The following is a 14,920-nucleotide window of genomic DNA, read 5'->3' as shown; positions in this document are numbered from 1 at the left end:
GCTTAGCGTGGTTTACGCCGATGGTGGCAACAACCAAACGTATATAAACGTATACAAGCGCATATAAACGTATAAATAATGCATTTACTTTATTTGTCACCATCGTTACTATATCGGCTGCAACTAATGAGGTTATGCCAAAATGGATAGTTCGTTCACGCCCATAGAACAAATGCTGAAGTTCCGCGCCAAACGTTATCAGGAGTTCCCGTACCAGGAGGTTCTGTTGACGCGTCTTTGTATGCACATGCAGGGTAAACTGCTGGAAAACCGCAATAAGATGCTGAAGGCGCAAGGGATCAACGAGACCTTATTCATGGCACTCATTACCCTTGAGTCCCAGGAAAATCACAGCATTCAGCCTTCTGAGCTTAGCTGCGCGCTGGGTTCATCCCGCACCAACGCGACCCGTATCGCCGATGAGCTGGAAAAACGCGGCTGGATCGAACGCCGTGAAAGCGATAACGATCGCCGCTGCCTGCATCTGCATTTGACCGAAAAAGGTCACGAATTCCTGCGCCAGGTGCTGCCGCCGCAGCATAACTGCCTGCATCAGCTGTGGTCCGCGCTCGACGCCGGCGAAAAAGAGCAGCTGGAAATGATCACCCGTAAGCTGCTCAACCGCCTCGACCAGATGGAAGAGGACAAAGTGATCCTTGAAGCACTGAGCTAAGCTGTCACCGTCTGCACGTCCGACAACAATCCGATGTCACAACTACTCTCAGGCCAGCAATCTCCTTGCTGGCCTGTCAGGTCTAACAGGTCGGCTCAGCTGACCGGAAATAATAATAAACAGGTGGAGATTAGCATGAGCGCAAATGCGGAGACTCAAGCCCCGCAGCAACCGGCTAACAAGAAAGGCAAACGTAAGAGCGCCCTGATCTTGTTGACCTTGCTCTTTGTCATTATTGCCGTGGCATATGGAATCTATTGGTTTTTGGTGCTGCGTCACTTTGAAGAGACCGATGATGCTTATGTCGCAGGAAATCAGGTGCAGATCATGGCCCAGGTCTCCGGTAGCGTGACCAAAGTCTGGGCAGACAATACCGATTTTGTAAAACAGGGTGATGTACTGGTCAGCCTCGACGGTGCCGATGCCGAGCAGGCGTTTGAGAAAGCAAAAACTCAGCTGGCCTCAAGCGTGCGCCAGACTCGCCAGTTGATGATCAACAGCAAGCAGTATCAGGCGAACATCGAACTGCAGAAAACCGCGCTGGCTCAGGCACAAACCGACCTGAACCGCCGTATTCCGCTGGGCAGCGCCAACCTGATTGGCCGCGAAGAATTGCAGCACGCCCGTGATGCGGTGACCAGCGCTCAGGCTCAACTGGACGTTGCCGTTCAGCAATACAATGCTAACCAGGCAATGATCCTCGGCACTAAGCTGGAAGAACAGCCTGCCGTTCAGCAGGCGGCCACCGAAGTTCGCAACAGCTGGATGGCGCTGCAGCGGACTAAAATCGTCAGCCCAATGACCGGCTATGTTTCTCGCCGGGCCGTGCAGGTTGGCGCCCAAATCAGCCCGTCCACGCCGCTGATGGCCATCGTGCCGGCCAGCGGATTGTGGGTGGACGCTAACTTTAAAGAAACCCAGCTGGCACATATGCGCATCGGCCAGCCTGCCACCGTCATCAGTGATATCTACGGCGACGAAGTGAAGTACACCGGTAAAGTTGTCGGCCTGGATATGGGCACCGGCAGCGCCTTCTCGCTGCTGCCAGCGCAGAACGCCACCGGGAACTGGATCAAAGTGGTTCAACGCCTGCCGGTTCGTATCGAACTCGACGCCAAACAGATTGAACAGCATCCGCTGCGCATCGGTCTGTCCACGCTGGTGAACGTCGATACCAGCAACCGCGACGGGAGCGTGCTGTCATCCCAGACCCGCAGCACGCCAGCGTACGAAAGTAACGCGCGTGAGCTGAATCTGGCGCCAGCTAACCAGCTTATTGACCAGATTATTCAGGCCAATGCGGGTTAATAGAGCGGAGGGCGTATGGCACAACAAAAACCGCTAGAAGGGGCCCAGCTGGTCATTATGACCATCGCCCTGTCGCTGGCGACCTTTATGCAGGTGCTGGACTCCACCATCGCTAACGTGGCTATCCCGACCATTGCCGGTAACCTGGGCTCATCCCTGAGCCAGGGCACGTGGGTTATCACCTCATTTGGGGTGGCCAACGCCATTTCAATCCCGATAACCGGCTGGCTGGCAAAACGCTTCGGTGAAGTGAAGCTGTTCCTGTGGTCGACCGTGCTGTTCGCTATTGCCTCCTGGGCGTGCGGCATGTCGAACAGCCTGACGATGCTTATCTTCTTCCGCGTGATTCAGGGGATTGTTGCCGGGCCGCTGATCCCGCTGTCGCAGAGCCTGTTGCTGAGCAACTATCCTCCCGCCAAACGCAGCATTGCGCTGGCGCTGTGGTCAATGACGGTTATCGTCGCGCCGATTTGCGGCCCAATTCTGGGCGGCTATATCAGCGATAACTACCACTGGGGCTGGATCTTCTTCATCAACGTGCCGATCGGCATTGTCGTGGTACTGATGGGCCTGCAGGCCCTGCGAGGCCGCGAAACCCGCACCGAGCAGCGCCGCATTGACGGCATTGGGCTGGCGTTGCTGGTATTGGGGATTGGTAGCCTGCAGATCATGCTCGACCGCGGTAAAGAGCTGGACTGGTTCAACTCGACGGAAATCATCGTGCTGACGGTCGTGGCGGTGGTCACTATCAGCTTCCTGATTGTGTGGGAGCTCACCGACGACAACCCGATAGTCGACCTGTCGCTGTTTAAGTCGAGAAACTTTACCATCGGCTGCCTGTGTATCAGTCTCGCCTACATGCTCTATTTCGGCGCGATTGTGCTCTTGCCGCAGCTCTTGCAGGAAGTGTACGGCTATACCGCGACCTGGGCCGGGCTTGCGTCCGCGCCGGTAGGGATAATCCCGGTGCTGCTGTCGCCGATTATCGGCCGCTTCGCGCATAAGCTCGACATGCGTCGCCTGGTCACCTTCAGCTTCATTATGTATGCGGTGTGCTTCTACTGGCGTGCGTATACCTTTGAACCGGGGATGGACTTTGCCGCCTCGGCCTGGCCGCAGTTTATTCAGGGCTTTGCGGTAGCGTGCTTCTTCATGCCGCTGACCACAATTACCCTCTCTGGGCTGCCGCCGGAGCGTCTTGCCGCGGCGTCGAGCCTGTCGAACTTTACCCGTACATTGGCGGGTTCGATTGGCACCTCGATAACGACCACGCTGTGGACGAACCGCGAGTCGCTGCACCATGCGCAGCTGACGGAGTCGATCACGCCGTTTAACCCGAACTCGGTTGAAACCTACAACCAGCTTCAGGGCTTGGGTATGACGCAGCAGCAGGCTTCCGGCTACATCGCCCAGCAGATCACCAACCAGGGGCTGATCATCTCCGCCAACGAGATTTTCTGGTTCTCGGCAGGGGTATTTATTCTGCTGCTTGGTCTGGTGTGGTTTGCCAGGCCGCCTTTCGGGGCGGGCGGCGGAGGCGGTGGCGCGCACTAGTGCACTTTATAAAGGAGCCTTCGGGCTCCTTTTTCTTTGCCCGAACCTGGCGGTTTCGCCATACAGGTTGTCAGCTTTGCGCCAGTATCAAATGTCGTTCTTCTCCAGGATAAACAGACCACACGACCTGGAGGATCCTGATGCTGACCAACCCATCGCAAAAATACCTCGCCCACGCGCCGATTCAATTAGCCGACCGCCAGTGGCCGGACAAAACCCTGACGCAGGCTCCCCGCTGGCTCTCCACCGACCTGCGCGATGGCAACCAGGCCCTGGCCGAACCGATGGACGCAGCCCGCAAGCTGCGCTTCTGGGATTTGCTGCTGAAGTGCGGTTTTAAAGAGATAGAGGTCGCCTTCCCTTCCGCCTCAGAAACCGACTTTCAGTTTGTGCGTCAACTGATTGAAGAAAATCGTATTCCCGAAGACGTAACCATCCAGGTGCTGACCCAGGCGCGCAGCGACCTTATTGAGCGTACCTTTGCTTCGCTTGAAGGTGCCCACAGCGCGACTGTGCACCTTTACAACGCCACGGCGCCGCTGTTCCGCAAGCTGGTGTTCCGTCAGAGTAAAGAAGAGATTATTCAGTTGGCGGTGACCGCCACTCGCCAGGTGCGAGCGCTGTGCGAGGCAAATCCACAGACGCGCTGGCGATATGAATATTCCCCGGAAACCTTTTGCTTTACCGAGCCGGAGTTTGCCCTGCAAATTTGTGAGGCGGTAGCAGACGTCTGGGAGCCCTCGCCCGAGCGCCCAATGATTATCAATCTGCCCGCTACCGTGGAGGTGAACACGCCCAACGTCTATGCCGATCAGATTGAGTATTTCTGCCGCCACTTTTCCCGCCGCGATGCGGTCTGTATCAGCGTGCATCCGCATAACGATCGCGGCAGCGGCGTCGCCAGCGCCGAACTTGCCATTCTTGCCGGAGCAGACCGGGTTGAAGGCTGCCTGTTCGGCAACGGGGAGCGCACCGGCAACGTCTGCCTGGTCACGCTGGCGATGAACCTTTATAGCCAGGGGATCTCACCGCAGCTGGACTTCAGCGATATGAAGCAGGTGGTGGAGCTGGTCGAGCAGTGTAATCAGCTGCCGGTACATCCTCGCCATCCCTATGCCGGAAAACTCGCGTTTACCGCCTTCTCCGGCTCGCATCAGGATGCCATCAAGAAAGGTTTTACCGCACGTGGGGAATCCAGTTCAGCTTTGTGGGAGATGCCCTATCTTCCGGTCGACCCGAACGATATCGGCTGTAGTTATGAGGCAGTGATCCGCGTCAACAGTCAGTCAGGGAAAAGCGGTGCCGCCTGGATGCTGGAACAAAACCATGGCCTGGTATTGCCGCGAGGGCTGCAGCAGGACTTTAGCCGTCACGTGCAGGCGCAGACCGACAGAGAAGGAAGCGAGATGACGCTGAGCGCTCTGTGGCAGCTGTTCCGCGAGCTTTATGGCCCGCATCAAACCGCACCACGTCAGCTACAGGACTACCGGACGGAGAGCCAGGCCGACGGGTCGCTTCAGCTGTGGGCCCGCGTTCAGACGCAGGACGGCGTTATCACTCTGCAAGGCAAGGGCAACGGCTTGCTTTCCGCCGCTGCGGACGCCATCAAGTCTCGCTTTGCTCTGACGCTTTCTATTGAGGATTATCATGAGCATACGTTAGGCAGACACAGCGAAAGCCGATCGGCAGCCTATATCCGCTGTACCTTTAAGCAAGGCATGAGCCGGTGGGGAACCGGCATTGATAACGACGTCTCACGCGCTTCGCTGCAGGCGCTGTTAAATGCGCTGCCAGCGGGTTAATCAGAGAGGAAGTAATCGCTCGGTGAAACGCCGAGCGTCCGACGGAACATGGCGCTGAAGGCGCTGTGGCTCTCATAGCCCAGATCCAGCGCAACACGCAGCACGGACTGCCCCAGGGCAAGGCGGTTGAGGGCTTCCATCAGCCTTGCCCTACGCAGCCATTCGCTAAACGCCAGGCCCGTTTGCTGGCGAAAATGGCGCAGCAGCGTTCGTTCACTGACGTTCACCCGCTCAGCGGCCAGCGCGTTTGTCCACGGTTTACCGGGCTCGGCCTGAATCTGTCGGCATAAAGCCAGCAGGCCGGGAGACTGAGGTTCAGGCAGGTTAAACGGCAGCACGGCGATCACTCTAATTTCATCGAGGATCAGCTCATAAATACGCTCCGCCCGGCTGCCAGCGGCGTAGGCCTCCGGCAGTTGAAGAGAGGTGATAATCAGCTCGCGCAGTAAAGTGGATATCTGCACAACCTGGCACACCGAGGGTAAGTCAGCCCGGGCGAACGGATCGATAAAAAGCGTGCGCGCCGCCACGTTGCCGGTGATTTGCAGGCGGTGCTGAGTCCCCGCCGGCAGCCAGACGCCACGTCCGGGTGGAACAACCCAGATACCTTTTTCGGTTTCGACTCGCACCACTCCGCTCAGCGTATGCAATAGCTGCGCACAGTCATGACTGTGCCACGGCTCCGTTGCGCCATGAGTATAGTCATGGGCAAACGGAACCAGTGGGCGCGTGGCAAAGCTGAATTGCAGGCTGGTGGACATAGTTTATTTCGCGAGCAAAAAGATGACGATAGCATACCGCAGACGTAAAAAAAGGAGCCATAAGGCTCCTTTTTACAGTTGGCACACCGCTAGATGTGCAGCTCCTGCAGCTTCTCTTTCGGCAGGGCCAGCTCATCGTTGCTGTTGACGCTAACGTCATGCTCGATGATGTGGCGCGCGATATCTTGCGCTTCCTGCAGAGAGTGCATCTGATACGTCCCGCACTGGTAAACGTTCAGCTCAGGGATTTGGTTCTGCTCTTTCACCTTCAGCACGTCCTGCATTGCCGCTTTCCAGGCATCGGCAACGCGCTGCTCTGCAGGTACACCGATCAGGCTCATGTAGAACCCTGTGCGGCAGCCCATCGGGGAGATGTCGATAATCTCAACACCGTTTCCGTTCAGGTGGTCACGCATAAAACCGGCGAACAGGTGCTCCAGAGTATGGATCCCTTTTTCCGGCATCACTTCCTTGTTCGGGACACAAAAGCGCAGGTCAAACACCGTAATAGTGTCACCGTGTGGCGTGTGCATAGTTTTGGCTACACGAACGGCTGGCGCACCCATACGAGTATGGTCGACTGTGAAGCTATCCAACAACGGCATCTGGTCACCTCCGATAAAATGATTTTTTTTAAAATAATTGAAACTATTTTTACGCACGCGAGTCTGAGTATGTGAAAGACGCGCATTTGTTATCATCATCCCTGTTATTCAGAGATGAATGTTTGGCCACAAGTATGTGGCCATTTTCTTTTTTGTCAGGCCTTCTTCTCAAGCCAGCTATCAAACGACTCTGTATCCGCCGCTTCGATATCCCGCTGACGCTGCCATGAAGCATCATGCTCCTTCTGCAACGCATCCGCTGTTAAAATTTCCAACGGTTCCTGAACCAACTGCTGACGGTATTGTTCGGCCAGAGCCAGGCCGGTGCCGCCAATCCCGTTATCAATCATAGAACGCAAAATACGCGCTGAATACGTTAATTCCGGATCGTCAAAGCTGGCAACCAGCTGGTCGCAAACCTGCTGGTATTCCTGGCTGTCGGTCATGCCGTCGAGCGTTTCCGCCACGCGGCGCAGGTCAGCAAACAGGTCTTTACCCACTTTTGACAGCGGATGTTGTGCCGTTTCACAGCCAATGCCCAGAGTCAGCCCAGGCTTACGCCCTTCCAGAATCACACGGTTCCAGTTGGTGCGGGTACACAGCAGCTCGTCGCTGCTCATCTCCGGCGCATCGGCCAGCACGCACCAAATCATAAACAGATCGAGGAAGCGAACCTGCTGCTCATCCACGCCAATCGGCGAGAACGGGTTGATATCCAGCGAACGCACTTCGATATACTCGATGCCGCCGCGCAGCAGCGCATCTGACGGCGATTCACCGTCACGCGTCACGCGTTTTGGACGAATCGGCGCATAGAGTTCGTTTTCAATTTGCAGCACGTTAGTGTTGAGCTGCAAATGCTTGCCATCCTTCATCAAACCAATCTTAGCGTACTCTTCCGACGGCGTTTTAATCGCCCGCTTCAGCGCATCAACATAGGTGTTTAGATCGTTGAAGGTAATACCCAGATTGCTCTGCGACTTGTTGGTGTAGCCCAGGTCGCTCAAACGCAGCGAGGTGGCATACGGCAGGTAATACATGCCGCATTCGGTTTTCTCAAACGGTAAAGCGCTCTCTTTGCCCTGCAGGAACGAAGAGCAGATAGCCGGAGAAGCACCGAACAGGTAAGGAATAACCCAACCAAAGCGGTAATAGTTGCGGATCAGGCGGAAGTAGCCGGCAGAAATCGCCTCTTTGCCGCTTTCAGCGTCCTGCACGCCGCATTTTGCCTGCCAGAAAGCCATCGGCAGGGAGAAATTGTAATGCACGCCGGAAATGGTCTGCATCAGCGCGCCATAGCGGTTTTTCAACCCTTCGCGGTAGAGCGTTTTAAAGCGGCCCGCGTTAGAAGAGCCATACTGAGCCAGCTCGATGTTCTGACCGTCATCGATGTAGCACGGCATACTCAGCGGCCACATGCGCTCCTCGCCCAGCTCACGCGCCGTATGGCGATGAACGTCGCGCAGGAAGGTGAGCATATGGTCAATGTCACCATCAACCGGGGTAATAAATTCCAGGAGGGCTTCGGCGAAGTCCGTGGTAATCCATTTATGAGTAAACGCTGAACCAAGGCTTTCAGGATGCCCGGTGGTGGCTAAATCGCCTTTTGGCGTCACGCGTAGCGTTTCACGCTCAAGACCACGGCAAATGCCTTTTACTGCTTCAGGGTGCTTTTCCAGCCAGGCCAAAGCCTGTGATACGTCCGGGATCAAATTGACCTCCCGCCTGTCGAATTTATTTTAATAAGCATAATTGTTTTCGCCGGTAATGAAGACTCATCCCACGCAATTAGTGCCACCACGCCATGCCTTGTACCGTTGCAGCCGCGACAACGATGTAGCGTAGCGCTTTACCAAGGCATAAAAAGAATATCACCGGCCCCCAGCTCAGGCGTAGCCACCCGGCCAGAAGGCACAACAGATCGCCTATTAGCGGCATCCAGCTCAATAACAGCGTGGCTGGGCCAAAACGAGTCAACCAGTCGGTCGCTTTCCCCTGCCAGCGCGATTGTATACGCTGCGGGAAAAAGCGCCCCAGAATAACGTTAGTCATACCGCCAAGGCTATTACCGATTGTTGCTATTATCACAAGAACCGATACCGGACCGCTACCGGCGACCAGAAGCGCCACGAGCACCGCTTCCGAGCTGCCCGGAAGCAGAGTTGCGCTCAGGAAGCTGCTGCTGAACAGTGAGAGGAGCGACAGCGTGTCGCTCACAGTAAGCGCACGTCCACCGCATCCATTCCCGCACTGCGCGCGGCCTGAAGGCCAAAATCGGCATCTTCAAAGACAACGCACTTCTGCGGCGTTACGCCCATCAGTTCGGCGCAGCGTAAGAAGGTATCAGGTGCAGGCTTATGGTGTTTAACATGATCTGCTGCCACCACCGCCGAAAAATAGTGGCGAAGGCCCAGGTGTTTAAGCAGGGCCTCTGCGATATCGCTTTCGCTACCTGTGCCGACGGACATAGGCCGGCGGCCATGCCAGGCTTTTACCACTTCAATCAGCGGCAACGGGCGCACGGTGTCTAGCAGTATCGCGCGTACAGCAGCAGTTTTTTCGGCTGCCAGGCTGTGGGGATCGAGATCGGCATTGTGGCTTTCAATAATTGCGGCGGCAATTTTCCAACTCGGCGCACCGTTCAGGGCAACCATCGCCTGCTCGTCGAAGCTCATACCATAGCGGCCAAGGGTTTCATGCCAGGCTTTACGGTGAGTCGGTTCCGTATCGAGAATTGTGCCGTCCATATCAAAGATTAAACCATCATAGCGGTCGTACATCTCACCCTCACTTCGCTGAATGTCGAGGCGTTACTTTAGCGTAAATGGCTGAAATTGTCGCTGTCTGTGGTCCGGGGGGGGTTGCGAAAAAGGAGTATTAAAAATTGGAGAAAACGTGCTAATAGGGGATTAAAAAGTGCGGGGAAAAATGGTGTATCCGGGAGGATGACTGGGAAGAAAATGGTGCATCCGGGAGGATGACTCGCCGAAGGCTCGCCCTAAAGGGCCGTTGCTGAAGCAACGTTATCCTCCCTGGGTGCTGGCGGAGAAATTAACTTTCTCTGTCACACCGTCATCGCTAATGATGCGGGAGAATATGGTGCATCCGGGAGGATTCGAACCTCCGACCGCTCGGTTCGTAGCCGAGTACTCTATCCAGCTGAGCTACGGATGCATCGGGATTACTGCTTTTACTACTGATTCGTTACTGCCTGACATTACAGGCAACAGCGAAGAAGAATGGTGCATCCGGGAGGATGACTCGCCGAAGGCTCGCCCTGAAGGGCCGTTGCTGAAGCAACGTTATCCTCCCTGGTGCTGGCGGAGAAATTAACTTTCTCTGTCACACCGTCATCGCTGATGACTGGGAAGAAATGGTGCATCCGGGAGGATTCGAACCTCCGACCGCTCGGTTCGTAGCCGAGTACTCTATCCAGCTGAGCTACGGATGCATCGGGATTACTGCTTTACTACGCGTCTCAATTATCAACATTTGATAATCGGGAGAAGATGGTGCATCCGGGAGGATGACTCGCCGAAGGCTCGCCCTAAAGGGCCGTTGCTGAAGCAACGTTATCCTCCCTGGTGCTGGCGGAGAAATTAACTTTCTCTGTCACACCGTCATCGCCGATGACTGGGAAGAAAATGGTGCATCCGGGAGGATTCGAACCTCCGACCGCTCGGTTCGTAGCCGAGTACTCTATCCAGCTGAGCTACGGATGCATCGGGATTACTGCTTTTACTACTGAATCAATGTCACTCATCATGCCGCAACACTGATGAAGATGGTGCATTCGGGAAAATGATTCGCCGTTTGCTCGCCCTAAGGGCCGTTGCTAAGCAACGTTATCCTCCCTGGTGTTGGCGGAGAAATTTATTTCTCTGTCACACTGTCATTGCTAATGACTTGGGGGGAAATGGTGCATCCGGGAGGATTCGAACCTCCGACCGCTCGGTTCGTAGCCGAGTACTCTATCCAGCTGAGCTACGGATGCAAAATGGCGGTGAGGCGGGGATTCGAACCCCGGATGCAGCTTTTGACCGCATACTCCCTTAGCAGGGGAGCGCCTTCAGCCTCTCGGCCACCTCACCACACACGCCTCTTTCGAGTGCTTCGAGTTACTCGTAAGAGCTTCTCGTCGCTGCGTGGCGCACATATTACTTTCTGGGACTTATAAGTCAAACAATTTTTCCCGACTCGCTATCGATTGCACAAATCACGCTCGATTAGCGTAATTTGGAGACAAAAAGAGTGTTTTATCAACAGGCAAACGGCGATAAGCGTGCAGAAACGGCCCGACGATAAACGAAGCAAAGGAGTATTAACTGGAGAGAGAAAGGAAACTGCAGGAGAGGTGCGCCTCGCTGTAGCCCAGCGAGACGCGATATCTTTAGAAATTCGTTTGTTGGGATTTTTCAGCCTGGATACGTTGGTAGATCTCTTCGCGGTGCACAGAGACTTCTTTCGGGGCGTTAACACCAATACGTACCTGGTTGCCTTTTACCCCAAGCACAGTCACGGTCACCTCATCCCCAATCATAAGGGTCTCACCAACTCGACGAGTCAGAATTAACATTCTTTGCTCCTTGAAAGATTAAAAGAGTCGGGTCTCTCTGTATCCCGGCATTATCCATCATATAACGCGAAAATGTAGCGGATGACAAATAGATAAAACGGACTCTGTCATAGCATTACACTCTGTTATATCTAAGTTTAGCCGATATACACAACTTCAACCTGACTTTATCATTATTGATAATGTGTAAATGTTAGTACGCCATAACTGAGAACAGTTATGGCGCAATACACTTTTAGTTATTTTCAGAGTTTTGCCGTAACCCAGGCTTCAACACCAGCCAGTGCGCCCGGCAGTGCCGCCGCATCTGTACCACCGGCCTGAGCCATATCAGGACGACCGCCCCCTTTGCCGCCAACCTGCTGTGCAACCATCCCCACCAGTTCCCCCGCCTTAACGCGGTCGGTCACATCTTTGGAGACACCAGCAATCAGAGACACTTTCCCTTCTGCCACGGTGGCCAGAACAATCACGGCGGAGCCGAGCTGATTTTTCAGGTCATCGACCATGGTGCGCAACATCTTAGGTTCGACGTTGCTCAGCTCGCTTACCAGTAATTTAACGCCTTTTACTTCAACCGCTTTGCTGGAGAGGTTTGCACTCTCCTGCGAAGCCTGCTGTTCTTTCAACTGCTGCAGCTCTTTCTCCAACTGGCGGGTGCGTTCCAGCACCGAACGTACTTTCTCGTTCAGGTTCTGGCTATCGCCTTTCAGCAGTTGAGCAATGTCGTGCAGCTGGTCGCTTTGCGCATGAAGATTAGCCAGTGCGCCTTCGCCGGTCACAGCTTCAATACGACGCACGCCAGCCGCCGTACCGGATTCCGCAACGATGCGGAACAGACCGATGTCACCTGTACGAGAAGCGTGAGTACCACCACACAGTTCGGTGGAGAAGTCCCCCATGCTCAGAACGCGCACGTGGTCATCATATTTCTCACCGAACAGCGCCATTGCGCCCTTCGCTTTCGCCGCTTCGAGATCCATAACCTTGGTTTCGACAGGCAGGTTACGACGAATTTGCGCGTTGACGATATCTTCTACAGCGCGGATTTCAGCCGGCTTCATCGCTTCAAAATGAGAGAAGTCGAAACGCAGGCCTTTATCGTTTACCAGAGAACCTTTCTGAGCAACGTGAGTGCCCAGAACCTGGCGCAGCGCAGCATGCAGAAGGTGCGTTGCGGAATGGTTCAAGCGAATGCGAGCGCGACGGGCTTCGTCAACTTTCGCCTCAACGCTGTCGCCCACTTTCAGCACGCCGGAAACCAGCTTGCCCAGGTGGCCAATCGCCTGGCCGTATTTCTGGGTGTCGTTGACCGCGAAGTCGACGCCGTTGCCTTTCACGGTACCTTTGTCACCAACCTGGCCGCCGGACTCACCGTAGAACGGCGTTTCGTTTAGCACAACGACGGCATCCTGACCCGCAGTCACCTGGTCAACGGACTTGCCGTCAACGAACAGCGCGGTCACTTTCGCATTCAGATCGAGGCTGTCGTAGCCTTTAAATTCAGAAGCAGAATCTACACGGATCATGCTGTTGTAGTCTGCACCAAAACCGCTGGACTCACGCGCACGACGACGCTGTTCTTCCATTGCGGCTTCAAAGCCCGCCTCGTCAACTTTAATGTTGCGCTCGCGGCAAACGTCAGCCGTCAGATCCACAGGGAAACCGTAGGTGTCATACAGGCGGAAAGCGGTTTCGCCATCCAGCGTGTCGCCCTTCAGCTTCGCCAGCTCGTCGTCCAGCAGCGCCAGGCCGCGTTCCAGCGTACGAGCGAACTGCTCTTCTTCGGTTTTCAGAACCTGCTCAACCAGCGCCTGCTGTTTTGCCAGCTCTTCGCCTGCAGAACCCATCACTTCGACTAACGGCCCAACAAGCTTGTAGAAGAAGGTGTCTTTCGCACCCAGCATATTACCGTGACGAATAGCGCGACGAATGATGCGGCGCAGAACGTAGCCACGGTTTTCGTTAGAAGGGGTGACGCCGTCGGCAATCAGGAACGCACAGGAACGGATGTGGTCCGCAATAACGCGCAGGGATTTATTAGACAGATCGGTCGCGCCAGTCACTTCCGCTACGGACTGAATCAGCTTTTTGAACAGGTCGATATCGTAGTTGGAGTTAACGTGCTGCAGTACGGCCGCAATACGCTCCAGCCCCATACCGGTATCCACCGATGGTTTTGGCAGCGGCAGCATAGTGCCGTCAATCTGACGGTTAAACTGCATGAACACGATGTTCCAGATCTCAATATAGCGATCGCCGTCTTCTTCAGGGCTGCCCGGTGGGCCGCCCCAGATGTGATCGCCATGATCGAAGAAAATCTCGGTGCACGGACCGCAAGGACCGGTGTCGCCCATCTGCCAGAAGTTATCGGATGCAAAGGCTGCGCCTTTGTTATCGCCAATGCGAATAATACGCTCGCGCGGCACACCGACTTCTTTTTCCCAGATTTCATAGGCTTCGTCATCGGTTTCGTAGACGGTCACCCACAGGCGCTCTTTCGGCAGCGCGAACCAGTTTTCACCGGTCAGCAGTTCCCAGGCAAAGTTGATCGCATCGTGTTTGAAATAGTCGCCAAAGCTGAAGTTACCCAGCATTTCGAAGAAGGTATGGTGACGTGCGGTGTAACCGACGTTTTCCAGATCGTTGTGCTTGCCGCCTGCACGAACACAACGCTGAGAGGTTGTGGCGCGGGAATAATTACGCTTGTCGAGACCCAGGAAGACATCCTTGAACTGGTTCATCCCGGCATTGGTAAACAGCAAAGTCGGATCGTTGTTCGGGACCAGGGAGCTGCTCGCTACAACCTGGTGGCCTTTACTATGGAAAAAATCGAGAAACGCCTGACGGATCTCAGCGGTGCTCTTGCTCATAATTATCCTGGAATCAAGCTAACGAAGAGTTGTAAACCTGCCATGACGGCCGTAACGCGGACGGCTCAGGCCAGCTTACCTGGAAAAAAGTGGGAATAAGATAAGTTTTCTGGCGTGGGAAGTAAAATCCAGTGTGGCCCTAATCAGCAAAATTTCGCCAGATCTCCTGAATGTCTTCCATAAAGAAGCCACGATAGAGAAGAAAACGCTGCACTTTCGCCTTCGCCTGCCACTCCGTTGGGAGCGGTGTGCCAAACTTTCGCTCGGCCAGCTCGCACGCCAGCGGCTGCCAGTCAATGTCACAGGCCATCATTGCCGACTCGCCAATGGCCCGATCGATGCCCTTTTGCTTCAGCTCCTGGCGAATACGCTGTGGCCCGTAACCTTTACGGCTACGGCTGGCAATAAAGCGTGACGCAAACTGCACGTCGTCCAGCCAGCGATGTTCATAACACCACGCAATGACCTTATCGATATCCTCCTGCGCTATCTCAGGCTCATCCTCTTTGGCAAATTTGGCCGCAAAGGCAGAAGGCGTAGCCAGCTTACGGCGCAGTTCGTGCTCGCTGTGGTCGCGCATGGCCAGAATACGGGTTGCCTTATCCAAAAGACGGGCAAAGGGACTACGGCGGGGGGAGGTGATGTTATCGGGCATAGGGTCGTGTGGCACAGGTCGATATCAGGGTGGGAGAAAGCACAAAGGGCCGCGTTAGCGGCCCTTCATATTGATGACAAACAGCCGAAAAACGTGGTTTTCGACTGTTTGGG

Annotated in this window: 12 protein-coding genes and 5 tRNA genes; 4 read left to right on the top strand and 13 right to left on the bottom strand. The window is 55.0% G+C overall.

Going from position 1 to position 14,920, the window contains the following annotated elements:
* The first annotated feature begins 142 nt into the window (after positions 1–142).
* From mprA to leuA, 4 genes are all read left to right on the top strand, one after another.
* Positions 143–673: a transcriptional repressor MprA gene (gene mprA / locus JT31_RS16610; protein WP_038479555.1), complete on the top strand. Its 531-nt coding sequence runs from the start codon at positions 143–145 to the stop codon at positions 671–673.
* Positions 674–808: 135 nt separating this feature from the next.
* Positions 809–1,981 carry a multidrug efflux MFS transporter periplasmic adaptor subunit EmrA gene (emrA, locus tag JT31_RS16605; RefSeq protein WP_038479552.1) on the top strand — a complete coding sequence of 391 codons (1,173 nt, stop codon included), beginning with the start codon at positions 809–811 and terminating at the stop codon, positions 1,979–1,981.
* A gap of 15 nt (positions 1,982–1,996) precedes the next feature.
* Positions 1,997–3,535, top strand: coding sequence for a multidrug efflux MFS transporter permease subunit EmrB (gene emrB / locus JT31_RS16600; protein WP_038479549.1), 1,539 nt, complete (start codon positions 1,997–1,999; stop codon positions 3,533–3,535).
* Positions 3,536–3,675: 140 nt separating this feature from the next.
* The gene (leuA, locus tag JT31_RS16595) at positions 3,676–5,337 is read left to right on the top strand and encodes a 2-isopropylmalate synthase (RefSeq protein WP_038479546.1); all 1,662 of its coding nucleotides are present in this window, start codon (positions 3,676–3,678) and stop codon (positions 5,335–5,337) included.
* Here leuA and JT31_RS16590 read toward each other — a convergent pair.
* The 13 genes from JT31_RS16590 to JT31_RS16530 form a co-directional block, all read right to left on the bottom strand.
* On the bottom strand, positions 5,334–6,098 hold the full coding sequence (locus JT31_RS16590; RefSeq protein ID WP_038479543.1) for an AraC family transcriptional regulator: 765 nt from the start codon (positions 6,096–6,098) through the stop codon (positions 5,334–5,336). The genes leuA and JT31_RS16590 overlap by 4 nt on opposite strands.
* An 89-nt stretch (positions 6,099–6,187) precedes the next feature.
* Positions 6,188–6,703, bottom strand: coding sequence for an S-ribosylhomocysteine lyase (gene luxS, locus JT31_RS16585; RefSeq protein WP_038483231.1), 516 nt, complete (start codon positions 6,701–6,703; stop codon positions 6,188–6,190).
* A 155-nt stretch (positions 6,704–6,858) separates the two neighbouring features.
* Positions 6,859–8,415: a glutamate--cysteine ligase gene (gshA, locus tag JT31_RS16580; protein ID WP_038479540.1), complete on the bottom strand. Its 1,557-nt coding sequence runs from the start codon at positions 8,413–8,415 to the stop codon at positions 6,859–6,861.
* A gap of 76 nt (positions 8,416–8,491) precedes the next feature.
* Positions 8,492–8,920 carry a YqaA family protein gene (locus tag JT31_RS16575; RefSeq protein WP_038479537.1) on the bottom strand — a complete coding sequence of 143 codons (429 nt, stop codon included), beginning with the start codon at positions 8,918–8,920 and terminating at the stop codon, positions 8,492–8,494.
* Entirely contained in the window at positions 8,917–9,483 is a 567-nt protein-coding gene (gene yqaB, locus JT31_RS16570; protein ID WP_038479534.1) for a fructose-1-phosphate/6-phosphogluconate phosphatase, read from the bottom strand. Before yqaB ends, JT31_RS16575 begins: the two co-directional genes overlap by 4 nt.
* Positions 9,484–9,800: 317 nt before the next feature.
* A tRNA-Arg gene (locus JT31_RS16565) sits at positions 9,801–9,877 on the bottom strand.
* Positions 9,878–10,077: 200 nt separating this feature from the next.
* A tRNA-Arg gene (locus JT31_RS16560) sits at positions 10,078–10,154 on the bottom strand.
* A gap of 194 nt (positions 10,155–10,348) precedes the next feature.
* A tRNA-Arg gene (locus tag JT31_RS16555) sits at positions 10,349–10,425 on the bottom strand.
* A gap of 195 nt (positions 10,426–10,620) precedes the next feature.
* A tRNA-Arg gene (locus tag JT31_RS16550) sits at positions 10,621–10,697 on the bottom strand.
* Between the two features lie 4 nt (positions 10,698–10,701).
* Positions 10,702–10,794: transfer RNA gene (locus JT31_RS16545), tRNA-Ser, on the bottom strand.
* A 299-nt stretch (positions 10,795–11,093) separates the two neighbouring features.
* A complete protein-coding gene (gene csrA, locus JT31_RS16540; RefSeq protein ID WP_008458257.1) occupies positions 11,094–11,279 on the bottom strand; it encodes a carbon storage regulator CsrA in 186 nt (61 codons plus the stop codon).
* Between the two features lie 245 nt (positions 11,280–11,524).
* A complete protein-coding gene (gene alaS, locus JT31_RS16535; RefSeq protein ID WP_038479531.1) occupies positions 11,525–14,152 on the bottom strand; it encodes an alanine--tRNA ligase in 2,628 nt (875 codons plus the stop codon).
* A gap of 139 nt (positions 14,153–14,291) precedes the next feature.
* A complete protein-coding gene (locus JT31_RS16530; RefSeq protein WP_038479528.1) occupies positions 14,292–14,807 on the bottom strand; it encodes a regulatory protein RecX in 516 nt (171 codons plus the stop codon).
* Positions 14,808–14,920 lie beyond the last annotated feature (113 nt).

It is taken from the genome of Cedecea neteri, assembly GCF_000757825.1.
GTDB lineage: Bacteria > Pseudomonadota > Gammaproteobacteria > Enterobacterales > Enterobacteriaceae > Cedecea > Cedecea selenatireducens.
This window is presented reverse-complemented; position numbering and strand designations above follow the sequence as displayed.

What these genes read in the sequence shown, in the direction of transcription:
- mprA (WP_038479555.1), top strand. Translation starts at nt 143, where the DNA reads ATGGATAGTTCGTTCACGCCCATAGAACAAATGCTGAAGTTCCGCGCC.
- emrA (WP_038479552.1), top strand. Translation starts at nt 809, where the DNA reads ATGAGCGCAAATGCGGAGACTCAAGCCCCGCAGCAACCGGCTAACAAG.
- emrB (WP_038479549.1), top strand. Translation starts at nt 1,997, where the DNA reads ATGGCACAACAAAAACCGCTAGAAGGGGCCCAGCTGGTCATTATGACC.
- leuA (WP_038479546.1), top strand. Translation starts at nt 3,676, where the DNA reads ATGCTGACCAACCCATCGCAAAAATACCTCGCCCACGCGCCGATTCAA.
- JT31_RS16590 (WP_038479543.1), bottom strand. Translation starts at nt 6,098, where the DNA reads ATGTCCACCAGCCTGCAATTCAGCTTTGCCACGCGCCCACTGGTTCCG.
- luxS (WP_038483231.1), bottom strand. Translation starts at nt 6,703, where the DNA reads ATGCCGTTGTTGGATAGCTTCACAGTCGACCATACTCGTATGGGTGCG.
- yqaB (WP_038479534.1), bottom strand. Translation starts at nt 9,483, where the DNA reads ATGTACGACCGCTATGATGGTTTAATCTTTGATATGGACGGCACAATT.
- csrA (WP_008458257.1), bottom strand. Translation starts at nt 11,279, where the DNA reads ATGTTAATTCTGACTCGTCGAGTTGGTGAGACCCTTATGATTGGGGAT.
- alaS (WP_038479531.1), bottom strand. Translation starts at nt 14,152, where the DNA reads ATGAGCAAGAGCACCGCTGAGATCCGTCAGGCGTTTCTCGATTTTTTC.
- JT31_RS16530 (WP_038479528.1), bottom strand. Translation starts at nt 14,807, where the DNA reads ATGCCCGATAACATCACCTCCCCCCGCCGTAGTCCCTTTGCCCGTCTT.